Annotated in this window: 21 protein-coding genes; 8 read left to right on the forward strand and 13 right to left on the reverse strand. The window is 74.1% G+C overall.

Annotated elements, in window-relative coordinates; all coding sequences use genetic code 11:
* Positions 1-28: 28 nt before the first annotated feature.
* Genes F593_RS0100575 through F593_RS0100590 form a run of 4 tightly spaced genes read right to left on the reverse strand, consistent with a single transcriptional unit; the run spans position 29 to position 6917 of the window.
* Positions 29-1000: a quinone oxidoreductase family protein gene (locus tag F593_RS0100575; protein WP_022926819.1), complete on the reverse strand. Its 972-nt coding sequence runs from the start codon at positions 998-1000 to the stop codon at positions 29-31.
* 11 nt (positions 1001-1011) lie between these two features.
* Entirely contained in the window at positions 1012-4479 is a 3468-nt protein-coding gene (gene cydD, locus F593_RS21265) for a thiol reductant ABC exporter subunit CydD (protein ID WP_022926820.1), read from the reverse strand.
* Entirely contained in the window at positions 4476-5507 is a 1032-nt protein-coding gene (locus F593_RS0100585; protein ID WP_028721314.1) for a cytochrome d ubiquinol oxidase subunit II, read from the reverse strand. Before F593_RS0100585 ends, cydD begins: the two co-directional genes overlap by 4 nt.
* A 3-nt stretch (positions 5508-5510) precedes the next feature.
* Entirely contained in the window at positions 5511-6917 is a 1407-nt protein-coding gene (locus F593_RS0100590; protein WP_022926822.1) for a cytochrome ubiquinol oxidase subunit I, read from the reverse strand.
* 136 nt (positions 6918-7053) lie between these two features.
* Here F593_RS0100590 and F593_RS0100595 point away from each other — a divergent pair, with 136 nt between their 5' ends.
* The 4 genes from F593_RS0100595 (at position 7054) to F593_RS0100610 (ending at position 10231) form a co-directional block, all read left to right on the forward strand.
* Positions 7054-8220: a histidine kinase dimerization/phosphoacceptor domain -containing protein gene (locus F593_RS0100595; protein WP_022926823.1), complete on the forward strand. Its 1167-nt coding sequence runs from the start codon at positions 7054-7056 to the stop codon at positions 8218-8220.
* On the forward strand, positions 8201-8782 hold the full coding sequence (locus tag F593_RS21270) for an ANTAR domain-containing response regulator (protein ID WP_033205215.1): 582 nt from the start codon (positions 8201-8203) through the stop codon (positions 8780-8782). Before F593_RS0100595 ends, F593_RS21270 begins: the two co-directional genes overlap by 20 nt.
* Before the next feature lie 29 nt (positions 8783-8811).
* Entirely contained in the window at positions 8812-9213 is a 402-nt protein-coding gene (locus F593_RS21275) for a cupin domain-containing protein (protein WP_022926825.1), read from the forward strand.
* Positions 9214-9274: 61 nt separating this feature from the next.
* Positions 9275-10231 carry a PfkB family carbohydrate kinase gene (locus tag F593_RS0100610; RefSeq protein ID WP_022926826.1) on the forward strand — a complete coding sequence of 319 codons (957 nt, stop codon included), beginning with the start codon at positions 9275-9277 and terminating at the stop codon, positions 10229-10231.
* Positions 10232-10324: 93 nt separating this feature from the next.
* On the opposite strand, the gene F593_RS0100615 is transcribed toward F593_RS0100610, so the two are convergent.
* From F593_RS0100615 to F593_RS0100640, 6 genes are read right to left on the reverse strand one after another with little or no spacing between them, the layout of a single operon-like run.
* Entirely contained in the window at positions 10325-11809 is a 1485-nt protein-coding gene (locus F593_RS0100615; RefSeq protein ID WP_022926827.1) for an MlaD family protein, read from the reverse strand.
* Positions 11806-13077: an MlaD family protein gene (locus F593_RS0100620; RefSeq protein WP_022926828.1), complete on the reverse strand. Its 1272-nt coding sequence runs from the start codon at positions 13075-13077 to the stop codon at positions 11806-11808. Before F593_RS0100620 ends, F593_RS0100615 begins: the two co-directional genes overlap by 4 nt.
* Complete coding sequence (locus F593_RS0100625; RefSeq protein ID WP_022926829.1) at positions 13074-14993, reverse strand: MlaD family protein; 1920 nt, start codon at positions 14991-14993, stop codon at positions 13074-13076. The genes F593_RS0100620 and F593_RS0100625 overlap by 4 nt, the downstream gene beginning before the upstream one ends.
* Positions 14990-16387, reverse strand: a complete 1398-nt coding sequence (locus tag F593_RS0100630) for an MlaD family protein (RefSeq protein ID WP_022926830.1) — start codon at positions 16385-16387, stop codon at positions 14990-14992. Before F593_RS0100630 ends, F593_RS0100625 begins: the two co-directional genes overlap by 4 nt.
* The gene (locus tag F593_RS0100635) at positions 16384-17832 is read right to left on the reverse strand and encodes an MlaD family protein (protein WP_022926831.1); all 1449 of its coding nucleotides are present in this window, start codon (positions 17830-17832) and stop codon (positions 16384-16386) included. Before F593_RS0100635 ends, F593_RS0100630 begins: the two co-directional genes overlap by 4 nt.
* Positions 17832-19214 carry an MlaD family protein gene (locus tag F593_RS0100640; RefSeq protein ID WP_245540761.1) on the reverse strand — a complete coding sequence of 461 codons (1383 nt, stop codon included), beginning with the start codon at positions 19212-19214 and terminating at the stop codon, positions 17832-17834. Before F593_RS0100640 ends, F593_RS0100635 begins: the two co-directional genes overlap by 1 nt.
* 211 nt (positions 19215-19425) lie before the next feature.
* On the opposite strand from F593_RS0100640, the gene dcd reads away from it, so the two are divergent.
* Positions 19426-20001, forward strand: a complete 576-nt coding sequence (gene dcd, locus F593_RS0100645) for a dCTP deaminase (RefSeq protein WP_022926833.1) — start codon at positions 19426-19428, stop codon at positions 19999-20001.
* Between the two features lie 22 nt (positions 20002-20023).
* Here dcd and F593_RS0100650 read toward each other — a convergent pair whose 3' ends face one another.
* The 3 genes from F593_RS0100650 to F593_RS21285 all read right to left on the reverse strand — a co-directional run bounded on the left by F593_RS0100650 (position 20024) and on the right by F593_RS21285 (position 22780).
* Positions 20024-20524: a hypothetical protein gene (locus F593_RS0100650; RefSeq protein ID WP_022926834.1), complete on the reverse strand. Its 501-nt coding sequence runs from the start codon at positions 20522-20524 to the stop codon at positions 20024-20026.
* A gap of 97 nt (positions 20525-20621) precedes the next feature.
* Positions 20622-21029, reverse strand: a complete 408-nt coding sequence (locus F593_RS21280) for a Na-translocating system protein MpsC family protein (RefSeq protein WP_022926835.1) — start codon at positions 21027-21029, stop codon at positions 20622-20624.
* A gap of 98 nt (positions 21030-21127) precedes the next feature.
* A complete protein-coding gene (locus tag F593_RS21285; protein WP_022926836.1) occupies positions 21128-22780 on the reverse strand; it encodes an AMP-binding protein in 1653 nt (550 codons plus the stop codon).
* Positions 22781-22948: 168 nt separating this feature from the next.
* Here F593_RS21285 and F593_RS0100665 point away from each other — a divergent pair, with 168 nt between their 5' ends.
* The 3 genes from F593_RS0100665 to F593_RS27500 all read left to right on the forward strand — a co-directional run bounded on the left by F593_RS0100665 (position 22949) and on the right by F593_RS27500 (position 25639).
* Positions 22949-24280, forward strand: a complete 1332-nt coding sequence (locus F593_RS0100665) for a citrate synthase (RefSeq protein ID WP_022926837.1) — start codon at positions 22949-22951, stop codon at positions 24278-24280.
* 86 nt (positions 24281-24366) lie between these two features.
* Positions 24367-24909 (forward strand): DUF4389 domain-containing protein, encoded by a 543-nt coding sequence (locus F593_RS0100670; RefSeq protein WP_022926838.1) that lies wholly within the window; start codon positions 24367-24369, stop codon positions 24907-24909.
* A gap of 124 nt (positions 24910-25033) precedes the next feature.
* Complete coding sequence (locus F593_RS27500; protein WP_022926839.1) at positions 25034-25639, forward strand: GNAT family N-acetyltransferase; 606 nt, start codon at positions 25034-25036, stop codon at positions 25637-25639.
* Positions 25640-25651: the final 12 nt, after the last annotated feature.

Genomic DNA, 25651 nt, shown 5'->3' on the forward strand with positions numbered 1-25651 from the left:
GGTCGCCGCCGCGCCGCGCGGCGGCGTGTCAGCCGACGTCGAGGACGAGCTTGCCCGTGGTGCGGCGCTCCACCAGCGCGCGGTGGGCCTCCCCCGCCTCGGCCAGCGGCCAGCGCCCGCCCACGTGCACCCGGACCTCGCCGCGCGCGGCACGTTCGAAGAGGTCGAGCAGCGGGGCGCGGAAGCGACGCTCCGGGTCCTCCAGCGTGTGGAAGAGCCAGAACCCGATCACGGAGCGGGAGTGCCGCAGGAGGTGGCCCGTGCGGACCTCGTTCTGCTCCTTGCCCGCGATGCCGCAGACGACGATCCGCCCGAACGGCGCGAGCGCGCGCAGCGACGCCTCGAAGACGGGGCCGCCCGACATGTCGATCACGACGTCGACGCCGCGTCCGCCGTTCGCCTCCCCCAGCCGTTCCGTGAGGCCCTCGGGGTCGGGGTCGACGGCGACGTCCGCGCCGAGGTCGAGCGCGACCTGCCGCTTCTCCGCGCTCGACGCCGTGGCGATCACGCGGCCCGCGCCGAGCGGCTTGGCGAGCTGCACGGCCAGCGACCCGGTGCCGCCCGCCGCGGAGTGCACCACGACCGTCTCGCCGCCCTCGAGCCGCCCGCAGGTGCGGTGCAGGTGCCAGGCGGTGAGGCCCTGGACCAGCAGCCCGAGTGCCTGGTCGTCGGGCAGCCCGTCCGGCAGCGGGACGCAGCGGGCCTCGGGCACGACGGCCCACTCCGCGTAGGCGCCGCCGCCCTGGGTCAGCGCGACGACACGCTCGCCCGAGTCCTCGCGCACGCCCACGACCTCCTGGCCGGGGACGAGGGGCAGGTGCGCCTTCTGCACGTACTTGTTCTCGCGGGTGTGGGTGTCGGCGAAGTTCACGCCGATCGACCGCACGCGCACGAGGACCTCGCCGGGGCCCGCCGTGGGCCGCGGGATCTCCTCGTGGACGAGGACATCCGGCCCGCCGAACTCGTGCTGGCGGATCGCGTGCATCGTCGGCGCCGTCATGGGCGGGAAGCCTAGAGCGCGGACAGCGTCCCCGGCCGGTCGCGGTGATGGCCCGGCCCCACCGTCGCGTGGGCGGACCGGCCGACCTCGTGGAGCCGGCCGCCGCGGAGCTCGAGGACGCGCCCGAACGCGTCGAGCCCCTCGCCCGCGTGGGTGACGACGAGGACCGTGCGGCCCGCCGTCGCGCGCAGCACGTCGTCGAGCACGGCGGCAGCCGTCGGCGGGTCGAGCATCGCCGTCGGCTCGTCCAGGAGCAGCACGTCGGCGGGCGAGGCGACGGCGCGCGCGAGCCCGAGCCGCTGGCGCTCGCCGCCGGAGACCGCGACGCCGTCCTCCCCCACGAGCGTGTCGAGGCCCGCGGGCAGCGCGTCGAGCCAGCGGCCCAGGCCGGCGGTCCGGAGCGCGGCCTCGATGCGGGCGTCGTCGGCGTCGGGCGCCCCGATCCGCACGTTCTCGCGCACGGAGGTCGCGAACAGGTGCGCGTCCTGGCCGGCGAGGCGGACGTGGGCGCGGACGTCCCCGGGATCGGCGTCGGCCAGGGGCACGCCGCCCAGGCGGACGTCGCCCTCGTCGGCGTCGGCCAGGCGGGCCAGCAGCGTGGCGAGCGTCGACTTGCCCGCGCCGCTCGGGCCGATCAGCGCGACCCGCTCCCCGGGTTGGAGCGTGAGGGCCACGTCGTCGAGGACGAGCGGTGTGCCGGGGCCGCCGGGGCGGTGGCGGATCCCGCTGGCTTCGAGGGCGCCCGCGGACGGCAGCGGCACCGGGTGCTCGGGAGCGTCGGCCAACAGCGGCGGCCCGTCGACGACGGCGGCCAGGCGGGCGCGGGCACGGTCGATCGCGACCGCCCGCATCGCCGCCTCGGGCAGCGGCAGCGCGAGGTCGCCGGCCCCGAGCGCCAGGAGCACGAGCGCGCCGAGGAGCACGAGGGACAGCGCGCCGTCCGCCGCCGCCTCCGCACCGAGCAGGAGGACGAGGGCGACCGTCAGGCCCGTGGCGAGGGTGACGGCGGCCTGGCCGACGGCCGCGGCCCGCGCGTGGCGGCGGTCCAGGCGCCCCAACGTCCGCGAGGCCCCGACGAGCCCCCGCTCGCGCTCCGGTCCGCGGCCGCGGACCGCGAGCTCGGCGCCGTGGGCCAGCGCGTCGTCGAGGTCGCGCGCGAGCTCCGCGCGAGCCGCGCCCTGCGGCCCGAGCGCCCCCCGTGCCATGCGCCCCGCGACGGCCGGGGCGGCGACCCCGGCGACGAGCAGCCCGGCGCCGAGCGCCAGCCCGGCGGCCGGGAGCACCGCGGCGGCCCCGAGGACCGCGAGCGCGCCGCCCACGGCCGCGGCCACGCGCGGCAGCACCACCCGGGGCCCCTGGTGCTGCAGCTCGTCCACGTCGGTCGTGAAGCGGGTCAACAGGTCGGCGCTCCCGGGCACCCCCGGCGCCCCGACGCGGCGGGCGATGCGCCGGTACCAGCGCACCCGGGTGTCGCCGAGCTCGCCCAGCGCGCGGGCGTGGGAGGACAGGCGCTCGGCGTAACGCGCGTGCGCCCGGACGAGGCCGAGCGCGCGCACGACGACGATCGCGCAGAGCAGCGCCAGCACGGGCGGGCGCTCGGCCGCGCGGGTCACGAGCCAGCCCGAGGTGGCGAGCACCGCGAGCGCGGCGACGGCACCGAGCACGGCGAAGGCGACGGGGCGCCAGGCCGGCGTGGGCGGCGCGCCGGGCGCCGCGGCCGGCGGTCCGGGCGCAGCGGCGCGCGGCGCCGGCGGGACGACGGTGGCGCCCACGCCCCGATCCTCGGCCGCGGTCGCCGCCCGTCGCTCCGCCCCGAGGTCGACGACGACGTCGCAGCGGGCGGCGAGCTGCGCGTCGTGCGTGGCGACCACGACGGTCCGCCCGGGCGCGGCAGCGAGGATGGCGTCCGTCGCCCGCACGGACGCGGCCGCGTCGAGGTGCGCCGTCGGCTCGTCGAGGAGCAGGAGCGGCGCGCGGGAGGCCAGGACGCCGGCGAGTGCCAGGCGCTGCGTCTGCCCGGCCGAGAGGGGGCGGCCTCCCGGGCCCACCACGGTCGCCAGCCCGTCGGGCATGGTCGCCAGCACCGGCCCGACGCCGACGGCGTCGAGCCACCGGCCCAGGCGCTCCGCCGCGCCCGCGCCGTCCCGCGCGCTCCCGTCCACGAGCGCCTCGTCGAGCCGGCCCGCCGGCAGGCCCGGGCGTTGCGGCAGCCACGCGACGCGTGCCCACCAGGCATCGACCGGGACGTCGCCGAGGTCCGTCGTGCCGCAAGCGACGGCGCCGTCGTCCGGGTCGCGCAGCCGGCCGAGGAGCGCGAGGACCGTCGACTTGCCGACGCCCGACGGCCCCACGAGGGCGACCGTGCGGCCGGCGGGCAGCACGACGTCCAGCGGCGCCAGGGCCGCCGGCCGTCCCGCGCCGCCGGCGACGGTCGCGCCGGACAGGCGCAACGCGCTCGTCGCCGGGTCGGGCGCCGGGAGCGCGCGGCCGTCCGCGGGTCGGCGCGGCTCGGGCTCGTCGAGGAACGCGAGCACCCGCGCGGCGGCGGTCGCCCCGTCCTCGGCCGCGTGGAAGCGCTGGCCCGCGGTGCGCAGGGGCGCGTAGACCTCGGGCGCGAGCAGCAGGACGAACAGGCCCGTCTCGAGCTCCATGTGGCCCTCCGCCAGCAGCACGCCGACGGTGGCGGCGGCGATGGCCGTGCCGAGCATGGCGAGGAACTCGAGGACGTAGGCCGAGAGGAACGCGACGCGCAGCGCGCCCATCGACTCCGCCCGGTGGCGCTCCGAGACCGCGGCGAGGGTGGCGACCTGGGCGTCCTCCCGGCCGTTGGCGCGCAGCGTGGGCAGGCCGCGCACGACCTCGAGGAAGTGCGCGCCGAGGACCGCCGTGGCGTGGCGGCGCTCCCGGGCGTGCTCGGCGCTCGCCCGGCCGACGAGCACCATGAAGACGACGACGACCGGGATCGTCACCGCGAGCAGCGCGCCGACGACGGGTGCGCGCCAGCCGATGACGGCGACCACGGCGACGGGCACGCCGGCGGCCAGGGCGAGCGCCGGCAGGGCTTTGGCGTGGTAGTCCGCGAGCGCGTCGACGCCCTCCACCGCGGCGGCGGCGATCTCGCCGCGACGGGCACCGGGCACCGCGCCCGAGCGCCCCGCGAGCGCCTTGTGGGCGATCCGCGCGCGCAGCTCGTGCGTGGCGTGCTCCGCGGCGCGGCGGCCCAGCAGCTCGGTCCCGCCCGCCAGCGCGGCACGGGCGACCGCGGCGCCGAGGACGAGCAGGAGCGCCCCGTCCCAGGCCGGCGCGCGGCCGTCCGCGACGTCGCCGACGACCGCGGCGATGCCCCATGCCTGGACGACGACGGCGGCGGCCCCGAGCGCGCCGCAGGCCACCGCGAGCGCGACGAACCGGCGGGCGGGCGCGGAGAGCCCGAGCAGCCGCCGGTGCAGGGCCTTCGCCGCGGCGCGGTCGTCGCTCACCGCAACTCTCCGAGGGTCCCCCGGGCGGCGCGGGCCACCGCGGCGGCGATCCCCCGCCGCGGCCCGCCCTCTGGGGCCATGAGGAACCGCAGGTACGCGAACGCGAGGGCGCCGAGCAGCGCGGGCACGAGCACGAGGGCGATCACGAGCATCCACGTCAGCGTCGTGTCGCCCGCGGCGGCGGTCGCCAGGTCGACGCCACCGGGGCCCGCGATCGGCGTGGGGAACAGCACGGCGAGGACCGTCGCCAGGCCGCCGCCGGTGACGGCGGTGCCGGCCAGCAGCGTCCGGCCGGACCAGCCCGCGCGGGCGAGCGGCACCAGCGCCACGAGCCCGAGGACGGTCACGGCCGCGAAGACGACCACGAGCGGGCCGGACGCGTCGAGCCCCGGGGCGGCGTCCAGCAGCAGCGCCCCGGTAGCCGCGAGCACGAGCCCGACCGCCACGAGTGCCCCCGGGAGCAGCGAGAGCCCCTCGCGCGACGCGGGCACGCGCAGCCGCAGGAACGCCATCCCCATCACCCGGCAGAGGGCCACGAGCGCCAGCCCGACCACGACCGTGACGGGCGTGAGCGCACCGAGCCCGGAGCCGCTCGCGTTCCCCAGGTCGCCCGTCAGCGCCGCCGCCCAGAAGACGCCCCACCCGAACGCCGTCACGGCGCTGGCGGCGACGATCGCCCCCGTAGCGCGCCGCTGGGTGGTCGGGCTGGCGTGCTCGATCAGCTCGATGGCGCCGTGGCGCACCATCACCGCGCCGACGAGCACGACGAGCGGCACGTACAGCCCCGACGTCCACGCGGCGTACCAGCCCGGGAAGGCGCCGAGCGTCGCGGCGACGGCCACAATGAGCCACACGTCGTTGGCCGCCCACGTCGGTCCGATCGCCCGCAGCGCGGTGCGGCGGTCCGTGCGACGGACGAGCATGCCGACGCCGAGGTCGGTGCCGCCGAGCACGAGGTAGAGGCCCCAGACGAGGCCGAGGAGGACGAACCAGGTGCTCTGGAGCGCGGAGGGATCCATGGTGCTCATCGCCTAGTAGGTCAGGGCCAGCGAGCCGGTCGAGGTGCTCGCGTTCCGGTCGGGCTCCGCCGGGCGGTCGGACTCGGGCTCCGGCAGGCCGGCGGCGAGCTCCCGCCGCAGGCCGCGCCCGGCCACCGCCACGGTCACGAGGTAGATGCCGAGGAAGACGACGAGGCTGAACGCCACCGCCCCGGCCCCGACGGTCGAGCCGGCGTCCTCCGTCTTGAGCAGCCCCTGGATGATCCACGGCTGCCGGCCGCCCTCGCGCAGGAGCCAGCCCCCCACCTGGGCCACGAACGGGAGCGCGACGGCCACGGTCGCGACCTTCAGGAACCGCGGCGACGTCGCCAGTCGGCCCCGGCGGATCGTCCACAGGCCGAAGCCCATGAGCAGCACGAGCACGGAGCCCGCGCCCACCATCAGCCGGAAGCTCCAGTACATGAGGGGGACGATCGGCGTGTAGTCCCCCGGCCCGTACTCCGCCTCGTACTGGCGCTGCAGGTCGTCGATGCCCTGGAACGTCGAGCTCAGGGAGAGGTCGTTGATGAGCGAGAGCCCGCCGGGCAGCTCGACGTTGAAGAACGGCTCGCCCGGGTCCTTGTGCAGCCGTCCGACCGCGAAGAGCGAGAAGGGCGCCGGCGACGCGGTCTCGTAGAGCGCCTCGGCGGCGGCCATCTTCATCGGCTGGCGCTCCACGGCCCGCACCCCCTGGAAGTGGCCGGCGACGAGCCCGAGCGAGCCGGCCAGCAGGCCGACGGTGCACGCGAGCGTCGCCACCTTCGTGAACGCGGCGGTCTCGCGCCCGCGGCGCAGGTTCAGCGCCGCGATCGCCAGCACGATCACGCTGCCGGTGAGGAGCGCGGTCAACACGACATGGGACACGGTCAGAGCCACGTCGACGTTGAGGAACACGGACGCGACGTCGGTCAGCTCCGCCCGCCCGTCGACGATCTCGTAGCCCCGCGGGCCCTGCATCCACGTGTTGGCCGAGAGGATCGCCCAGGCCGAGATCACGGTCGCCGCCGCGACGATCCAGATGCAGGCCAGGTGGGTCCGGCGGCCGAGGCGGCCCCAACCGAAGATCCACAGGCCGAGGAACACCGACTCGACGAAGAACGCCGCCAGGCCCTCGAGGGCGAGGGGGGCGCCGAAGATGTCGCCCGCGTAGGTCGAAAAGCCCGACCAGTTCATGCCGAACTGGAACGTCTGGAGGATGCCGGTCACGACGCCGACGCCGAAGCAGACGACCATCGCGCGGGCGTAGTACTTCGTGAGCCGCAGCCAGGTCTCGTCGCCCGTGCGGTGCCAGCGCCACTGCATCACGGCGACGAGGAACGTCAGGCCGATCGACGCGGCCACGACGGAGTAGTGGATCAGCGTGGTCAGCGCGAACTGCCAACGCGAGAGGTCGACGGTCATCGCGTCGTCCTGCCGGGGATGTGGAGCACTCGGGTCACCTGTCTGCCGTCCGGCCCCTGGGCAGGGGCGGTGTGCGGGACGGGCGTCGTGACCCTGGTCGCCGAGCGGGAGCGACCACGTGCAATCGTAGCAGTGGATGCCGCTGGCGCCCACCCTTCGCCGGGCCTCGGACGGGCCCGACGCGCCCGCCCTGCTCGAGGCCGTCCGGGCCGCCGCGCTGCTCGGCTGGCTCTCCGTCGTGGCCGTCCTCGTCGGGCTGGCGATCGGGCTGCCCGTGGCGCACGACGAGCTCGTGCTGGGGACGACGGTGCTCGCCGCGGTCGGGCACGCCGGGCTGGGCCTGCTGCCGTGGGCGCGGCTCCTGCCGACCGCCCGCGGGCGCCTGCTCCTGAACCTGTGGTCCGCGGCGCTCGTGGCGGGGGTCTGCGGGCTCGTGCTGACGGCCGGGGGGAGCTCGCGGCTGGACCTCCTGTTCTTCCTCGTGGTCCCGTTCCTCGCGATGGTCCACGACGGCCGGCGACTCGCGCTGTGGCTCGCGGCGGCCGCGGCCACCTACGTCGCCTCGACGCTCCTGACCACCGACCCCCTCCCCCGCTCCGAGCTCGTCCTCCACGCACTGCTGCTCGTGGCCTCCGGGGCGCTCGGGCTGCAGCTCGCGGGGGCGATCCGGCGGCAGACCGTCGCGCGGGTCGAGGCGATCCGCCGGGCGGAGCTCGAGGGGGCGATGCTCGCCGAGGGCCACCACCGGGTGAAGAACTCCCTGCAGGTGGTCGCCGACCTGCTGCTGCTCGGCCGGCCCGACGACACCGACGGGACCGCCGGCGCCGCGGCCGGTGCGGCGTTCGACCACGCCGCGGCCCGCATCCGCTCGATCGCCGCCGTCCACGACGTGCTCGCGGAGCGCCGCGGCGGCCGGGTGCCCGCCGACGAGCTGCTGCGGGCGGTCGTCGACGCCGCGCACCCCGGCGCGACGACGCTCGACGTCGACCCGGTCACCCTCGTCTTCGGGCGCGCGCAGAACCTCGGCGTCGTCGTCAACGAGCTCGTGACGAACGCCCATGAGCACGGCGCGGGGACGGTGGCCGTGCGGCTGCGCCACGACGCGGACGCGGGCCGCGCGACGCTCGAGGTGCAGGACGCCGGGCCGGGCCCGTCCGACGCGGCGTGGGCCGATCCGGGGCTCGGGCTGCGGCTCGTGCGCCAGGTCGTGGAGCAGGGGCTGCGCGGCCGGATCGAGCGGGGCGACGCAGGCGTCGTCACGGTGCGCTTCAGTACGGACGACGATGCGCATCCTGGTCGCTGAGGACGATCCGATCATCGCCCTCGGCCTGGGGCAGCGGCTGCGGCGCCTCGGGCACGAGGTCGTGGGCCCCGCGGGCCGCGGCGCCGACGTGCTGCGCCTGGCCCGCGAGGAGTCCCCCGACGTGCTGCTGATGGACGTGGACCTGGAGGACGCCAACGGCCTGGACCTCGCGGAGCAGCTGACCGCGCAGGGGCCGCGGCGGCCGATCGTCGTGCTCACCGGCCTCGAGGCCCCCGAGCTCGTCGACCGCTCGATCGCCTCGGGCGTCGAGGCGTTCCTCACCAAGCCCGTCGACGACCGCCAGCTCGACGCGGCGCTGCGCCTGGCGCTGGCCCGCCACTCCGAGCACGAGGCCCTCGTGGCGGAGGTCACCGACGCGCGCCAGGCGCTCCTGGACCGCAAGGTCGTCGAGCAGGCCAAGGGCCTCCTGATGCGTGCGATGGAGATCGACGAGCCGACAGCGTTCGCGCGGATCCGCCGCACGGCCCGGGACCGCAACCTGCGGCTGGCCGACGTCGCGCGGTCGATCGTGGAGCAGAAAGCCCTCCTGGAGAAGGAGTAGGCCCGCACCACCGGGGGTACGGTCGGCCCATGCAGAGCTGGGACATCACCGCCCTCGACGGCTTCCCCGGGCCGCCGCAGATCCTGTCGACCACGGACGAGACCCGAGCGATCGCCCTGGGCCTCGCCGCCGGCGAGGTGATGGCGGAGCACCAGGTGCACGAACGGGCCTGGGTCGTCGTGGTCTCCGGCGAGGTCCGCTTCACCGACGCGGAAGGTCGCGAGGTCGCCGGTCGCCCCGGGGTCGTCTTCGAGCTCGAGCCCCGCGAGCGGCACGCGGTGGCCGCGACGAGCGACGCCCGCCTCCTCCTGCTGCTCGCGCCCTGGCCGGGGAAGGGTCACCCGGGGGCCATGACGCTCGACGAGAAGGCGAACGCCCGCGACCGGGCCGCGGAGAAGGCCGCCCCGGACACCCCCGCACCCCCGGCGTGACGCCCCGCGCGCCAAGGCACCGCCGCGCGCCGGGCGTACGCCAGCCCCTAGGGTTCGCCCCATGACCATCACCGTCGTCGGTTCCATCGCGTTCGATGGGCTCGAAACCCCTTCCGGCGTCCGCGAGCGGATCGCCGGCGGCGCCGCCTTCCACTTCGCCCAGGCCGCGTCCTTCTACACGGACGTGCGCGTCGTGGGTCCCGTCGGCGACGACTTCTCCGACGAGGACATGGCCCTCCTGGCCACGCGCGGCACGAACACGGACGACGTCGAGCGGATCGCCGGGGGCAAGACCTTCTTCTGGAAGGGCAAGTACCACGACGACCTCAACACGCGCGACACGATCACGACGGAGCTCAACGTCTTCGAGACGTTCGACCCCAAGCTCTCCGACGCGAGCAAGGCGTCCGAGGTCCTGTTCCTCGCGAACATCGTCCCCGGCCTGCAGCGCGCCGTCCGCGCCCAGTGCGAGGCGGCGAAGTGGGTCGCCCTGGACTCCATGGATCTGTGGATCGACATCATGCGCGCCGACCTCGTCGCCGCGATCGGCGAGGTCGACTGCCTGATCCTCAACGACGGCGAGCTCCAGCAGCTCACCGGCGCCCGCACGACCTACGCCGCCGCACAGGCGATCTTCGGGTGGGAGAAGGCCCCCTCCGCGATCATCGCCAAGCTCGGCTCCTACGGCGCCACGCTCTACACGAACGACGGCGGTGGCTTCACCGTCCCCGTCTTCCCGCTCGAGAACGTCGTCGACCCGACGGGTGCGGGTGACACGTTCGCCGGCGGCGTCGTCGGCTACGTCGCCGCGCGCCTGGCGAAGGACCCGGGGCTGAAGGTCGACCGCGACGTCCTCGCCGCCGCCCTGATCCACGGCACCGCGACCGCGTCCCACAACGTCGAGGCCTTCGGCGCCGAGAAGCTCGCCGACCTGCCGGGCAGCGAGGTCCAGGCCCGCGTCGACCGTCTCGTCGAGCTGACCCGCTCCCCCGACGCCACGATCGAGCTGCGCGCCTAGCGCGCGGCGGCGCCATCGCGCGCCGCCCAGCACGACGAAGGGCCCGCGTCTCGCGGGCCCTTCGTCGTTCCGGGGCCGGCCGCCCCGTGGCGCTCAGCGCTTCGAGCGCGTCGCCGCGGGCTGACCGCGCACCTGCTCGGGCGTGATCGGCCGCAGGCGCGGGTAGGTCGAGGACGAGCCGTTCACGACGAGCGGCTCCTGCGCGACGCACGGCGGCCCGCCGAGGCCCGGCGCGTCGAGCAGCCCCGTGAGCAGGCCGGAGGGGTTGCCCGTGTGGTCGCACGCGAAGGACGGGTTGCGGCCCGTGCCGGCCAGCTCGAGCTCGCCGGGCCGCGGGTACGGGCTGTAGCGGTTGTTCGGGTTGCGCTGGCGGGCACCCGAGATCGTCTCGCCGTTGATCGGCGCGGCGATGCGCAGGTAGGACCGCTGGACGCCCTTGGAGTCCGGCGCCGTCGCCTGCGTGGCGGCCCCCGCGTTGGCGAACGTCACCGCGACCTCGCGGCGGTAGAGCTTGAGGAACTGCGCGATCGGCAGGAGCTCCTCCGACGCCGGCTCGAGGCCGTCGGAGACGGGACCCACGGCGTCGAGGATCCGGCGCAGCGCGGGCATCCCGGTCTGCACCTGACCGAGCACCGGCCCGAGCTCCACGAGCGTGCGCTCGAGCTGCGGGGCGAGCACGCCGAGCTGCTGGAGCGCCGGGCGGACGAGCGGGGTGACGGGGCGCAGGTCGTCGATCGCCGGCTGGGCCGTCCGCGTCGTGACCGTCGCCGTGCGCATGAAGCGCCGCGTCTCCTGAAGGAACGTCGGCAGGACGCGCAGGGTCTCGCGCAGGTCCGGGGTGATCCGCGCCGTCGTCTCGAGGAGCTGGCGCCCGCCCTGGGTGATGCCCTGGATGGCGCCCTCGCGGCGGCCGATCGCGGCGAAGGTCGCCCCGAAGTCGCGGGTGCCGGACTGCACCTCGGCGGACTGGCGGTTGAGGATGTTGAAGAGGTTGTCCGCGGAGTCGGCGGTCGGCGCGAGCTGCGCGATCGTCGTGTTGACGTCCTTGCCGCGGCCGTCCGTGGCCTTCGCGAACGAGGTGATCACGCGGCGCAGGTCGCGGCGGGTCGGCGCGTCGAACGCGTCGAGGATCTGGTCCAGCTCGACGGGATCCGTGACCTGCTTGGCCGGGATCCTGCCGCCGTCGCGGATGAACGCCCCTCGCCGGATCGCGTCCTTGCGCGAGCCGAAGGAGAGCGCGACGAACGTCTCGCCGATCAGGGTCTTCGTGCGGAGCGTCGCCTTCGTGTCCTTCGGCAGCGGCGCGTACTGCGGGTCGATCTTCATCAGCGCGCGGGCGCCTGTGGGGCTGCGCTCGATCTTCGTGACCTTGCCGATCGTCACCCCGCTGACGCGCACGTCGGCGTAGCTGGCGAGCTGCGAGCCCTGACGAAAGACGGTGGTGACCTCGTACGGCTTCGCGCGGATCGGCACGGGACCGCCGAAGCTCGTCCACAGGAACAGCAGCAGCCCGAAGCAGGACAGCGCGAAGCCGACCATGATCGCGATCTGCAGGGGATGCGGGCGGTTCTTGTTCACTTGCAGATCCGCAGTCCGCCGAGGAGGTCGGTGACCGGCCGCAAGAGGTCGATCCCGCTGAGGGAGCTGCAGGAGAGCAGCAGCTGTCCCCGCCACTGGGCGCCGTTGGCGTCCTGCGTGGAGAAGATCGAGTTCGTGTTGTGCGCGAACCACCCGATGTAGTACGAGTAGCCCTTCTGGGGCCCGGGCGGGTCGTAGCCCAGCACGTTCACGACGTGCTGGAGGACCTTCGCGCTGTCGTCGAGGTCGCGCAGCATCGGCCGCAGCGTGTTGACCGACGTGCGGACGCTCGACAGCGGCCGGCGGCCCTCGACCGCGAGGCGGCGGACGGGGCGCAGGTAGCCGGGCAGGTCCCGCAGCAGCGGCTCGAACTCGGGCAGGGCGCGAGTCACATCCTTGATCGCCGGGCGCAGCGCCTTCGACGTGGGGTCGACCTCGTCGAAGAGGTCGCCCGTGTTCTCGATCGCCTCGTCCGTCAGCGCGAGCGTCGAGGGCAGGGCCGCGAGCGACTGCTTCAGCTCGCGGTCCCGCCCGGCGAGAGTGCGCAGGGTGACGGCGGCGCGGTCGAGCGTGTCGCCGACGGCCTGGTCGTGGCGCCCGAGCGTGGTCGACAACCGGCCGAGGCGCGAGACGGTGTCCGACAGGGCCGCGCGGCGCGCGCTCAGCACGCCCAGGACCTCCGTCGTCTGGCGCGCCGTGGGCTCGCCGAGCCGGAGGATCTTCTGGAACGTCTTCGCGTTGCCCTTGAAGCCCGTGGACGTCGCCTGCAGCAGCTGCTGGAAGTACGCCCGCGTGTCGGCGTCCAGCGACTGCAGGACTTCGTCGAACTGCACCTGCGACGTGGACTGAATCTGCGGGAGCGTGCCGCCGTCCTTGACCTTCGGCTTGCGGGGCGAGCCGGGGTCCAGCTCGATCGTCATGTCCTGCAGGCCGGTGCGCGGGCGCAGCATGACGGTCGCGTCGCGGTGCACGGAGGGCAGCTTCTTGCGCTCGATGCGCATGGAGACCTTGGCGTGCCCGTCGACGAGCGTCACCCGGTTGATCTCGCCGACCGAGACACCGGCGACGGCGACGGCCTGTCCCTGCCCCGGCGTCACGGCCTGGGCGGAGGAGAAGTTCGCGTTGACCTCGTAGACGTCGTCCCACGGCAGCGGCAGGCGCTGCTTGTCCAGGATGTAGGAGCCCACCACGACGGAGCCGAGGACGGCCGCGACGATCACGATCACCGTCACCCACTGCTGGCGCAGCGCCATGCGGAGGGTCTTCATCGCTCCGGCTCCCCCGACATCGCGGCCGAGGCGGCGGCCGCGGCCCCGGGGTCGGCGCGGACCGACCCGCCGTCCGGCGCGGCGTCCTTCTTCGGCGCCGGCCGACTCTTCCTCGACGGCGCCGCCGGCTTCGGGGCCGCGTCCTTCTGACCCCGGCCGTCGGGCGCGGCCGCCTCCGCGCGAGCCCGGCGGGCCGCCTCGCGCTTCGCGGCGCCGTCCTTCGCCCGGTCGTCCTTCGCCCGCTCGTCCTGGGCCCGCTCGTCCTGCGCGGCGCCGTCCGTCGCGCTGTCGTCCTTCGCCGCGCCGTCGGCCGGGGCCGCGCCGCCGGCCGGGGCCGCGCCGCCGTCGGCGGCGGTGCGCTCCGGACCGAGCAGCGAGCGCAGCGTCTTCTCGATCTCGCTCAGGCGCCTGCCGCCCTCGTCGAGGCCCTGGACCGTCTCGATGCTCTGATCCGCGACGGCGGTCAGCGCGTCCTTGTCGACGTTCACGGAGCGGGTCGTGCCCTGGAACGGCTGCATGCGGGCGTCCAGGGACGGCACGGGCTGCGTCTCGCACGGCACGTCGGGGCGCAGCGGCGGGTAGGTCGTCGGGGTCGGGGTGGAGCCGACGGGCGGCTTCTCCGCCACGGCCTGCACCGCCCCGCCACCGTCGTTCGTCGTGATGAGCTGGTTGCCCAGGCCGAGCAGGTAGCGGACCCACGGGCCGTTGGCGTCGAAGTTCGTGGTCGACGCGCCAAGCCCGGTGAACGTGTCGCCGAGCTCCTCGTAGACCTTGAGGTTCGTCGTCAGGTCCCCGTCGGGCACGACGGAGTTGAGGATCGGCAGGATGTTGTCGCTCACGCACTTCGCGACGGGCCGCAGGTCGTCGGCGAGGGTGCCGAGCGGATCGGCGACGGCGCTGAGCGCGCCGAGCGTCGGCCGCAGCTCGGCCGTCAGGCCCTGCACGTCGCGGGACTCCGCGAGCGAGAGCAACGAGCGCAGGCCGGGGTTGGCGACATCGAGGAACTGCGGCAGCCGGCGCACGAGCGGGCGGGCGTCGCGGACGAGCGCCCGGGCCTCCGGGATGCCGTCGATGATGCGCGTGAGCTGCGGCATCAGGCTGCGCGTCGTCGTGTCGAGCGCGACGATGGAGGAGCGCAGGTCGGACTGCGCCTCGGCGAACGTGTCGAACGTCCGGCGCCCCTGGCGGATCGTCCCGCGCAGCCCGTTCTCGTGGACCTGCAGGTTCTGGAGGACGCCGCCGGCCTCGCGCACCACCGTGGCGAGGTCGCCGTCCGTGTTGCCGCGCACGGCCTCGGAGACCGTGGTGATCTCCGTCAGCGCGGGCGGTGCCGCCTTCAGCAGGCGGTTGAAGGCCTTCGCGCCCCCGCCCTGCAGCCCCTGACCGAACGCCTTCAGCGTCTGCTGGAAGTTCTCGCGGGTCTCGGCGTCGAACGCGCTGAACACCTCGTCCGAGGCCACGGCGATCGTCACGGCCCCCGGCGGGATCGCCCGGTCGCCGAGCGGCTTCGCGTCGGGGGTCCCGGGCTGCACGTCGAGGAAGAAGTTGCCCTCGAGGAACAGGCGCGGGCGGATCTTGACCGTCGCGTCGCGCCGCAGGACGGGCGCGTTCTCCTTCAGGTCGACCGTGATCCGGGCGAGGCCCGGCCTGTCGGGCACCGTCTCGATGGCCTTGACCGAGCCGATGTCCACGCCGGCCACGCGGACCTTCGTGGCCTCGCCGACGCGCAGGGCGCCGGCGTCGCGTGCCAGCACCTGGAGCTGCGGCGGTCCGCCCCACGGCATCGGCCCGCCGAAGACGAGGTAGAGCGCGAGGAACGCGAGCAGCAGCGTGACGAGGCCCCAGCGGACGTTCTGCCAGACGATCTGCTTGTAGGACTTGTGCCGGACGCGCCGGCGGCGGCCGAAGAGGCTCATCGGGGACCCTTCGGCGTGCCGGCGGGGGCGGACGTGCGCGGCAGCGCGCCCGAGCTCTGGCCCGGGACGCGGCCGATGACCTTGCCCGGCCGGAACGGCTCGGTGCCGACCGCGCAGCCGCCGGCGCCGTTCGGGCCCAGGTCGTTGTCCGGGTACACCTGGTACTTCAGGTTCGGGTCGGCCTCGGGCGACCGCAGCGTCTGCGGCAGCGAGAGCACGAGCCCGATCCGCAGCCAGTTGCCGTTCTCGTCACCCGCGCTGCCGGCGCTCGTGGCGTTGCGGGCGAACAGTCCGACGTAGTTGCACTTCGTCTGCTGGGGCGTGACGAGCTGGAGCGTCGGCACGAGCTCGGCCGCGATCGGCGGGATCATGGTCAGCGAGTCCTGCGTCGTCCGGCGCTGCAGCGCGGCGTCGACGGAGCGCAGGGTGCCCGTCGTCTCGACGCCCAGGACCGGGGCCTGCTGCAGGACGGGGATGCCGCGGACGGCGACGCGATGCAGCGCGCGGACCGTCTCGGGCAGCTGCTCGACCCCAGGGCGCAGCTCCTGGGCCAGGTCGGCGGCGTCCCGCAGCACGGGCGCGACCTCGCGCGAGGCCTCGCGGATCTCCTGCTCCGTGCCCGGCGCCTGGCGGATGATGGACGCCAGGGACGGCGACTCCGCCGCCACGGCGTCGAGGGTGCGGCGCGCGCCCGTGATCAGGCGCCCGAGGTCCGGCGTCGACGGCAGGACCGCCTGCGTCGCGGCGTCGAGCCCCGTGACGAACTGCGCCAGCTCGGTGGTCGGGTCCGAGAGCGTCTTGAGGAACTGCGCCGAGGAGAGCAGGACGGGCGGGAACGCCACGATCGCCTCGTTCAGGTCGGCGCCGCGGCTGGCGACGCCGTTGGCCGACTCCTTCACGACCTGCCGGAACGACTTGCGGAGGTTCGCGTCGAACAGCCCCGTGACCTCGTCGAGGTCGACCGACGCGCTCGTCTGGTCCTCCCGGATGCGTCCGCCGCTGGCGAGCGTGCGCGAGCTGTTCCCCGGGGTCAGCTCGACGAACTTCGACCCGATGATGCTCTTCGGGCGGATGCGCAGCGTGGTGTCGGCCGGCAGCTCGCCGACGGCCTGGTCGAGCTTCATCTCGACCCGGGAGACGAAGCGGCCGCCGGGCTTCTTCACCGCGCTGATCTTCGAGACCTGGCCGACGCGCTTGCCGCCGATGCGGACGTCGACGCTCGTGGTCAGCTTCTTCGCGTCCCGGACCTCGGCCGTCAGGTCGTAGGTCGTGATGAACGGCAGGCCCTTGTTCGCGTTGTACGACAGGACCACCGCCACGAGGGCGATGAGGACGGTCGCGGCGCCGATCAGCACGGGGCTGCCGGCGAGCGACGAGCGGCGGCGCTTCTTCATCGTCCGGCCTCCTTCGGGGCGGCGAGGAGCGGTAGGCCGGCGTCGTTCGCGGGCGCGGCGGGCGTCGCGGTGGGGGCGGCGTCCGGCGTCGCGCCCGTCGAGGCGTCGGCGGAGGAGCCGTCCGGTCCGGCCTTCCGCTCCTGCTCCTCGTCCGCCTCGGCCTGCGCCTTCGCACGCTTCCCGACGAGCCCCTGGTAGCTCTTGAGCTGCGTGGCGCTCAGCGCGTTGTCGCCCGTGGCCTCGGCCGAGAAGGTGGCCTCGCAGCCCTGCTGCGGCACGACCGCGGCCAGCAGGCACGGGGTCAGGATGAGGTTCGCGGGAACGTAGTGCGAGACCTCGTCCTTGCGGGCGGTCGCCATCACGACGTTGAACACGAACCGCGCCAGGTTCTCCGGGACGCCGTTGTCGCTCAGGCTGCGGTTGAGGTCGCCGGCCAGGGGGACGAGCGGCGTCAGCGACGCCACCGCGGTCTGCAGGCGGTCGAGCTCGGGCTGGGAGCGCTGGAGGATCGGCACGCCGATGTTCGCCGTGCGCGCGAGCTGCCGCAGCGCCGGACGGGCGGCGTCGGAGAGCGGGCCGAGGTCACCGGAGAGCGTGCGCAGCGCGGGCGACGCCTGCCGCAGCGAGACGAGCGTCGGGGTCACGTCGCCCGAGAGGTCGCGCAGAGACCGCAGCGCCGGCTCCATCTCCCGGAGCGTGGGAGGCAGGTCGCGGATCGCGCGGTCGAGCTGCACGCGGTAGTCCGAGGTCACCTTGAGCACGTCGGCGCTGGCCTCGAACGTGCCGGTGAGGTCGTCCTCGCGCTCATTGAGCTCCGTGAGGATCTCGTCGCTGGCCTCGACGATGCGCCCGAGCGCCTGACGGTCCTGGTTGAGGACCTCGAGGGTGCGCTTGGCGTACTTCAGCGTCGGGTTGGCCCGGCGGATCGTGTCGTCGAGCTCCTTGCCGCGGGTGGCCAGGCCGGCGCCGAACTCGTTCAGCAACAGCTGGAACCGCACGTTCGTGGGCTGGCCGAGCATCGCCACGACGAGGTCGAGGTCGACCGGGCTGCTCGTGTTCTCGATCGGCAGCGTCGGGGCGTCCTGCCCGCGGCGCTTCGCCAGCACGGGCGCGCTCGGCTTGCCCGGGTCGCACTCGACGTACTTCTCGCCGATGAGGGACTGCGGCAGGATCGTGCAGTCCGCGTCCTTGCGGAAGGGCGCGAAGTCGTTCTCGACCTCCATCGAGATCAGCGCCTTGCGGTCCTTCGTCAGCGTGACCTCGGCGACCGTGCCGACGGTGGCGCCCGCGACGCGCACGTCCTGCCCGGCGTTGACGAAGGACGCGTTGTCGAAGATCGCGTCGATCCGGGTCGTGCCGGACTCGACGCGGCCGTCGTCGCCCCCGCACCCGGCGAGCACGGCGGCGAGGACGCTCCCCGCCAGGAGGCTGCGGCGGACGGGCATCACGGGGTCGCGTCCGCCTTGACCGCGTTGCGACCGCCGAGCGGGACCTGGTTCGGGTCGCAGCGACCGCTGTGGCCGGCCGGGTTCGGGTTCGACCCGTCCGGGTGGGTCTGGGCGCCGGCGCCCGGGCAGCGGTTCGTCATCCCGGTCTGCGGCGCCGAGAGGCCCGTGCCGAGGATCGGGGCGAGCGTGTCGAGCAGGCCGCCGAGGATCGGGCTCAGCAGGTCCGGCAGCGCGGTGGCGTTCAGCGTCGGGGCGATGCGGGCGTAGTGGCCGTTGGCGTCGTAGTAGCCGCCGGCCTTGCCGCCGAATCCGGTGAGCAGGCCAGAGGACAGGTCAGGGGCGTAGCGCCGGATCTCCGTGAGGATCGGCGTGAGGCCGGTCAGCGCGCGGCCGATCTCGCCGAACGCGGGGACGACCTGGTTCGCGAGCCGCGGGGTGCGCCCCAGCGTGTCCGAGAGCGCGGGCAGGCTGGCCCGCACGTCGGTCAGGAGCGGGATGGACTGCCGGGTCAGCGGCTCGGCCAGGCGCAGCGTGCGCGCCAGGCGCGGCGCGACCGGGCGCACCTCGCGCAGCAGCGGCCGGGCCTCGTCCAGCAGCACGCGGGTGCTCGCGAAGGTCGTGTTGGCGCGGCGGAGGAACTCGGGACCGCGCTGGATGGTCCGGCGCAGCGCCTCGCGCTCGGCGGCGGTCGCCTTGAGCGTGACCGCGGTGGACTCCAGGCCCCGCTCGATGTCGTCCGTGTTGTCGGCCAGCGTCGAGGAGACCGCGGCGGAGCTCGTGACGAGCCGCTGCAGCGCGGGCTCGTCGGACTGCAGCTCGTCGATGGTCTGTCGCGTCTGGGCCAGCGCGGGCGAGAGCCGCTCGAGCGTCTGGTTCGTCTCCTTCTCCGCCCCGGACAGCGCGCGGGCGCCGCCGCGGACCAGGGTCTGGAGGTAGCGGCGGCCCTTCTCGTCGATCGCGTTGAGGACCTGGTCGATGTCCGTCGCGGAGCGCGTGTCCGTCGCCTCGATGACCCCGCCCTCCTCGATCCGGGGCGCGTTGTTCGGCCCGGGCTCGAGGACGACGATGCGGTTGGCGATGCTCGAGAGCGCCGTGTTGCGGAGGATCGCCCGGGTGCCGCGGTGCAGCGGCCGGTAAGCCCGCTCGTCGATCTTCAGCACCATCTCGGCCTGGCCGTCGTCGGCGAGCCGGACCGCAGAGACCGTGCCGATGGTGGCGCCGCCGACGCGGACCTGGTTGCCCTTCACCGTCTGGCCGGCGTCCTCGAACCGCGCGACCACCGTGTAGGGGTCGGCGCGGCCGTTGTACAGCACGACGGCCGCCGCGACGGCGGCGACGAGCACGAGCACTGCGGCTATGCGTGGAAGCGATCTCTTCACAGAACAAGCGTGGACCGCGGGAGTGATCCTCCTCACGCTCCTGCCCCTCGGCGCGAGGAATATACGGTCCTGCTCGGCGGCGACGCAACTGGGAACACCGGCCCCGCAGGCCGTTTTCCGACCCGGAGTAGACCGGAACGGCGTGAACCGCTACGCATCCGTAGGTCCAGTGGGGGGCTGGACATGCGTCCGAAGGACTAGTCTCAGCCCCATGCCCGTGCTCTCCGACGTCACGATTCGCCAGTTGGTGACGGACGATCGCCTCCGGATCACCCCGTGGGACGACACCATGGTCCAGCCCGCGTCGGTCGATCTGCGGCTCGGCCGGTCGTTCCGGGTCTTCCATAACCATCGCGTAACGTCGATCGACCTCGCGGACCCGCCGGAGAACCTCACGGAGCAGGTCGTCTGCGAGGGCGACGAGCCGTTCGTCATCCACCCGGGCGAGTTCGCGCTCGGCCGCACGGAGGAGTGGGTCGAGCTCCCGGACGACATCGTCGCCCGCATCGAGGGCAAGAGCTCGCTCGGCCGCCTCGGCCTGATCGTGCACGCCACGGCCGGCTTCTGCGACCCGGGCTGGAAGGGCACGCTGACCCTCGAGCTGGCCAACCTGACGCGCGTGCCGATTCTGCTGCGCCCGGGCCTGCCGATCGCACAGCTCTCCTTCATGACGCTGGACCGCGCGGCGGCACGGCCCTACGGCCACCCCGACCTGGGTAGCCACTACCACGGCCAGGTCGAGGCCACGGAGTCGCGGTACGAGGGCGGGCCCGCCCGCACCCGCTGAGCCGGCGTTCGCCCCGCGCGCGTCAGGCGCCGCGAGGCGAGCCGTTCACGGTGGAGGCGAGGCGATGGACGCCCGCGTCCATCTCGGCCGCGACGATGCGGGTCGGGAGGCCCAGCTCGTCGGCGATCGACCGCGTCGGCAGCCCGCCGTAGATCGCCAGCACCACGACGGCGCACTGGCGATCCGACAGGTCGGGAAGCACCCCGGCGCCCGCGGGCGCGCTTCGGCGGCGGGCGATCGACCGACGCGTCACGGCGCCGAGGAACGCCGTTCCGACCTGACCCGCCCGCGGCCCCTCCGGGCGGGCCCTGCCCGCGAGGGACAACCCGGCGTCCTCGACCGCCCGGGTGGCCGCCGTGCCCGTTCCGAGCACGGCCCGCGCGATCCGTTGCGCCCGGCGGCAGTACCGGTCCGTGAGCTCGCTCAACGCGTCGGGCGTGTTGGCCCGCAGCAGCTCCTCGTCGCTCAGCGCGTCGAGCGGCGGGGTCGTCGAGGAGGGGGAGGGTGGTACCGAAAGGGACATGCGGACCTCTGGTTGCTCGTACTACGCATCACCAGAAGTCACGTCGCGATGCTCGTCGTGCGAAACGAACCGCGCGGGGGCGCCCTCGTGTTGAACGCTACTCCTCCGACACCGGGCTGTCGAGGCCCGGGGGGTCGTCGACGAGGTCCGTGGGCCCGAGGACGAAGACCTCGCACATCATGTCGGGGCTCTGTTGGTTGCCGCTCATGAAGCCGACGACCGGTCGGCCGGTGGCGTCCTCGACGACCTGCTCGAAGCGGTGGCGCATCATGTCCTGGAACGCCACCCGTTGCTCGATCACCGCGGAGCCGCGGCCGCCGGCGAGCAGCGTCTCCTCCACACGACTGAACCCCCCGCGCAGGACGCACACCACGAGGTCGTCGGAGTAGTAGCTCTTCACGCGCGTCGGTCCGCGCCCGTAGAACTCCTTCAGCAGGGCGACGAGACCGTCGGAGATCGCGGTCAGGACGTCGCCGTGCGCCTGCTGGGTGGACGTGGTGTTCATCGGCGGACCTCGCTCGCGGACCTCGGGGGGCGGTGCACGCCGCCCGGAGCGACGCGCGGGCCGGAGCTGGGGCCGGCTTCCCCCGCCCTATACCCCGTCTACCCCTGGTCCTTCAGCTCCCGCTTGAGGACCTTGCCGGTGGGGTTGCGGGGCAGCTCGTCCAGGAAGTGGACGTCGCGCGGCACCTTGTAGCGCGCGAGGTTCTCCTTCGCGTACGTGCGCACGGCCTCCTCGTCGAGCGCCGCGCCCTCCTCCAGGACCACGAACGCGCGGAGGCGCTGGCCGAACTCGTCGTCCTCCACGCCGATCACCGCGGCCTCGGCGATGTGCGCGTGCCCGGCCAGCAGCTCCTCGAGCTCGCCCGGGAAGACGTTCTCGCCGCCCGAGACGATCATGTCGTCGTCGCGGCCGTCGATCGTGAGCAGGCCGTGCTCGTCGAAGTGCCCGACGTCGCCCGACGACATCAGGCCGTCGATGAGCGCCTTCGTGCCGCCGCCGGTGTAGCCCTCGAACGGCATGGCCGTGCCGACGAAGACCCGGCCCGTCTGGCCCGGGGGCACGTCCTTGCCGTGCTCGTCGAGGATCCGCACCCGGGAGCCGGGCACGACGGGGCCGACGGTGTCCGGCGCGCGGCGCAGGTCGTGCGGGCCGGCGATCGTGGCGATCGCGACCTCCGTCGAGCCGTAGAGGTTGTAGAGGACGTCGCCGAGCGTGTCGAGCGTGCGGGTGGCGAGCGCCCCGCCGAGCTGCGAGCCGGCGACGAAGACGATCCGCAGCGACGAGAGGTCGTGCTTGCGACCCGTCTTGTCGTGCGCGTCGAGCAGCCGGCGCAGCATCACGGGGACGACGACGAGCCCCGTCGCGCGGTGCTCCTCGATGTCGCGCAGCGTGCCCTCGGGGTCGAACCGGTGGCGCAGGACGAGCGTGGTGCCCAGGCCGACGGCGATCAGGCCCTGAAGCAGGCCGACGGCGTGGAACATGGGCGTCGGCAGCACCGTGACCTCGCCGCCGCGGAACGGCACGCGGGAGAGCGGGCCGCCGAACGGGGCCAGCGACTTGGGCTGCTGGCGCGCGGCGCCCTTCGGCGTCCCCGTCGTGCCGCTCGTGAGGATGATCAGCGTCGCGTGGCGGCTCGGTGCCGCGGGCGTCGTGCGGGCGCCCGTCGTGGCCAGCCCCCGGAGGGTGTCCTCCCCCGCGTCGTCCGGATCGGTCGTCCACGCACGGAACCGGCCCGCCGGCGCGTCGACGTCCTGCACCACGGACGCGAACTCCTCGTCGTACACGAGGACCTGGACACCCTCGCGCTCGGCGACGGCCTTCAGCTGCGGGCCCGAGAAGGACGTGTTCATGAAGATCGCCTTCGCGCCGAGCTTCACGCACGCGAAGAGGGTCTCGAGGAACCCGACGTGGTTGCGGACCATGATCCCGATGCCGTCACCCGCGGAGACGCCGGCGGCGGCCCAGGCGTTGGCGATGGCGTTCGTCCGCGCCTCGAAGTCGCCGAAGGTCGTGGCACCGCGTTCGTCGATGACGATGTTGCGCTCGGGGGTGCGCGAGACCGAGAGGGCGAGGATGGCGCCGAGCGGTCCGAGCCGGCGGTACGCGGAGAGTCCGGCCTTCGCCGTGGCCGGGCTGTTGATGCGCAGGATGCCCGCGCGGGTGCACGCGGCGAAGAACGCCGCCTCCTCGGCCACGCGGCGGCCGATGACGGTCGGCAGGGTGATGGCGGAGGCCAGGGGACGCGGCGACATCGCGCCAGCGTAACCGGACGGGTGGGGGGTCGTCGCGCGAACGTGACGCGTCGTCACGTTCGGATCGGGAAAAGCGCCGTGAGCAGGCTTGTATACCGGCGCGACGACGGTTGGCGCCGTGGGGCATAGACTGGATCCTGCAAGCGGATTGAGAGATCGAGGAGTCCCATGAGCGAGACCCAGGAGCGCGGCGGCGACGCGGCCGTAGCCACGGACCAGCAGACGCTGACCGTCGTCGACAACCGGACGGGGAAGCAGTACGAGGTCCCGATCAGCGACGGCACGGTCCGCGCCATGGACTTCCGTCAGATCAAGACCGGAGACGACGACTTCGGCCTGATGACGTACGACCCGGCGTACACGAACACCGCGTCGTGTCGGTCGTCGATCACGTTCATCGACGGCGACAAGGGGATCCTCGAGTACCGGGGCTATCCGATCGAGGAGCTCGCCGAGAAGGCCACGTTCCTCGAGGTCGCCTACCTCCTGATCTTCGGCGAGCTGCCGACGACGGACGAGCTCGCGGAGTGGACGCACGCGATCACGACGCACACGTTCGTGCACGAGAACGTGAAGTCGTTCGTCGAGGGCTTCCGCTACGACGCCCACCCGATGGGCATGCTGCTGGCCTCCGTCGGCGCGCTGTCGACGTTCTACCCCGAGGCCAAGGAGATCAAGGACGAGCAGCTGCGCTACGAGCAGATCGTCCGCCTGATCGCCAAGGTCCCGACGCTCGCCGCGTTCGCGTACCGCCACGCGAAGGGCATGCCGTACGTCTACCCGGACAACGACCTGAACTACGCCGAGAACTTCCTCGGCATGCTGTTCAAGATCGCCGAGCTGAAGTACCAGGCCGATCCCCGGATCGCCAAGGCGCTCGACGTCCTCCTCATCCTCCACGCCGACCACGAGCAGAACTGCTCCACGTCGTCCGTGCGCGCGGTGGGCTCCTCGCAGGTCGACCCGTACTCGGCCGTCACGGCCGGCATCGCGGCCCTCTACGGCCCGCTGCATGGCGGCGCCAACCAGGCCGTCCTGGAGATGCTCCAGGAGATCGGGACGGTCGAGAACGTCCCGGCCTACATCGAGTCGGTCAAGTCGGGCGACAAGAAGCTCATGGGCTTCGGTCACCGGGTCTACAAGAACTTCGACCCGCGCGCCAAGATCATCAAGAAGGCCGTGGACGACGTCTTCGAGGTCACGGGCGTCAGCCCGCTGCTCGAGGTCGCCCAGGAGCTCGAGCGGATCGCGCTGGAGGACGACTACTTCGTCAAGCGCAAGCTCTACCCGAACGTCGACTTCTACTCCGGCCTGATCTACGAGGCCCTCGGCCTGCCGGTCGAGATGTTCACGGTTCTGTTCGCCATCGGCCGCACCCCGGGCTGGATCGCCCAGTGGCTCGAGATGGTGCAGGACAAGGAGCAGAAGATCGCCCGCCCGCGGCAGATCTACACGGGCGAGCGCACCCGCTCGTACGTGCCGATCGACGACCGCAGCTGAGGCACCGCCTCCGCAGGACCGGCGCGGCGACCTACGTCGCGCCGCACCGCGCCGCCCGGGACCGCCGGGCGGCGCTGCTGCACCCCGTGCGGATCGCGCCGCGCGTCGCCGGGGCCGCGCTCCTCGCGCTCGTCGCCTGCCCCGCGGGCGTCGTCGCGTGGATCCTGGCCCTCCTCACCGGCCGGCTGCCCTCGCCCCTCGCCCGCCTGCTGACGGCGACGCACCGCCACTACGCCCGACTGAACGGCACGGTCTACCTGCTCACGGACGAGCAGCCCCCGCCGCTGCGCCGCCGGCGGGGTAGGCACGCCGTCGACCTGCACGTGCCCGTCGGGGCCACGCCGCGCGGCCGTCGTGACGCGCTCCGGCGCCTGCGGGCCGTCCCGGGGATGGTCGTCCTCGACGTGGCCCTCGGCGCCCTGGTGCTCCCCTCCGCGCTGCTGGGCTGGCTGCTCGTGCTCGCGACGGGCCGGCTGCCCGCCCGGCTGCACCGCACGATCGCCCTGGGCACCTCGTACCACGCCCGCAGCGGTGCCTACCTCTCGCTGCTGACGACGGTGCGCCCACGGCTGCGTGAGCGCCACCCGCGCACCGGGCGGCGCGTGCCGCCGGGATCCGGCGGCGTCTGACGGGGACGCCGTCGGTGCACGGCCGTGATCGTTTCTGATCGGTATCGGGGTTGTGTGACCCATCCCGACCGTTCGTGTGACCGCGGTTGCCCAGCGGGACGCGCCCGGGGAGGACGATCGGTATGTGCTCGTACCCCTCCACGACGGAACGACCGTGATCGTCCGTTCGATCGCTCCCGAGGACGCCCCGCTGCTGCGGCGCTTCCACGCGACGCTGTCGGAGGACACGGTCCGCAACCGCTTCCTGAGCGCCAAGCCGCAGCTCAGCCGCAGCGACACCCGCTACCTCTGCAACGTCGACGGCCAGGACCACGTCGCGGTCGTCGCCTTGGACCCCCAGCGCCCCGAGGTCATCCTCGGCGTGGCCCGCTGGGTGCGCTACCCCGACCAGCCGGCGCGCGCCGAGGCCGCCTTCGTCGTCGCCGACCGCGCGCAGGGCACCGGCCTGGGCAGCGCCCTGGCGATCACACTCGCCGACCTCGCCGTCGAGCGCGGCGTCGAGGAGCTGACGGGCTCGATGCTCTCCGGCAACCTGCAGTCCGAGGGCCTCTTCCGCCGCATGGGCGGCGACATCACCGTGCGCCGCCAGGGCATCACGAACGACGTCACCACGACGCTGCCGCCCCACACGGGTCGCGTGGAGCGCCTCGTCCACCGGCGCCGCATGCGTCCCGGCCGCCGCACCACCGTCGTGCGCGCGCGGCCCCGCAGCGCCGCCCACGCGGCGTAGGCCGCGGCACCC

The sequence above is a fragment of the Patulibacter americanus DSM 16676 genome (assembly GCF_000420025.1).
Taxonomy (GTDB): Bacteria; Actinomycetota; Thermoleophilia; order Solirubrobacterales; family Solirubrobacteraceae; genus Patulibacter; species Patulibacter americanus.

Excerpts from the sequence above, each read along its gene's own strand:
- F593_RS0100575 (WP_022926819.1), bottom strand. The coding sequence starts at position 1,000 with ATGACGGCGCCGACGATGCACGCGATCCGCCAGCACGAGTTCGGCGGG.
- F593_RS0100585 (WP_028721314.1), bottom strand. The coding sequence starts at position 5,507 with ATGAGCACCATGGATCCCTCCGCGCTCCAGAGCACCTGGTTCGTCCTC.
- F593_RS0100590 (WP_022926822.1), bottom strand. The coding sequence starts at position 6,917 with ATGACCGTCGACCTCTCGCGTTGGCAGTTCGCGCTGACCACGCTGATC.
- F593_RS0100595 (WP_022926823.1), top strand. The coding sequence starts at position 7,054 with ATGCCGCTGGCGCCCACCCTTCGCCGGGCCTCGGACGGGCCCGACGCG.
- F593_RS21270 (WP_033205215.1), top strand. The coding sequence starts at position 8,201 with ATGCGCATCCTGGTCGCTGAGGACGATCCGATCATCGCCCTCGGCCTG.
- F593_RS21275 (WP_022926825.1), top strand. The coding sequence starts at position 8,812 with ATGCAGAGCTGGGACATCACCGCCCTCGACGGCTTCCCCGGGCCGCCG.
- F593_RS0100610 (WP_022926826.1), top strand. The coding sequence starts at position 9,275 with ATGACCATCACCGTCGTCGGTTCCATCGCGTTCGATGGGCTCGAAACC.
- F593_RS0100620 (WP_022926828.1), bottom strand. The coding sequence starts at position 13,077 with ATGAAGACCCTCCGCATGGCGCTGCGCCAGCAGTGGGTGACGGTGATC.
- F593_RS0100625 (WP_022926829.1), bottom strand. The coding sequence starts at position 14,993 with ATGAGCCTCTTCGGCCGCCGCCGGCGCGTCCGGCACAAGTCCTACAAG.
- F593_RS0100630 (WP_022926830.1), bottom strand. The coding sequence starts at position 16,387 with ATGAAGAAGCGCCGCCGCTCGTCGCTCGCCGGCAGCCCCGTGCTGATC.
- F593_RS0100635 (WP_022926831.1), bottom strand. The coding sequence starts at position 17,832 with ATGCCCGTCCGCCGCAGCCTCCTGGCGGGGAGCGTCCTCGCCGCCGTG.
- dcd (WP_022926833.1), top strand. The coding sequence starts at position 19,426 with ATGCCCGTGCTCTCCGACGTCACGATTCGCCAGTTGGTGACGGACGAT.
- F593_RS0100650 (WP_022926834.1), bottom strand. The coding sequence starts at position 20,524 with ATGTCCCTTTCGGTACCACCCTCCCCCTCCTCGACGACCCCGCCGCTC.
- F593_RS21280 (WP_022926835.1), bottom strand. The coding sequence starts at position 21,029 with ATGAACACCACGTCCACCCAGCAGGCGCACGGCGACGTCCTGACCGCG.
- F593_RS21285 (WP_022926836.1), bottom strand. The coding sequence starts at position 22,780 with ATGTCGCCGCGTCCCCTGGCCTCCGCCATCACCCTGCCGACCGTCATC.
- F593_RS0100665 (WP_022926837.1), top strand. The coding sequence starts at position 22,949 with ATGAGCGAGACCCAGGAGCGCGGCGGCGACGCGGCCGTAGCCACGGAC.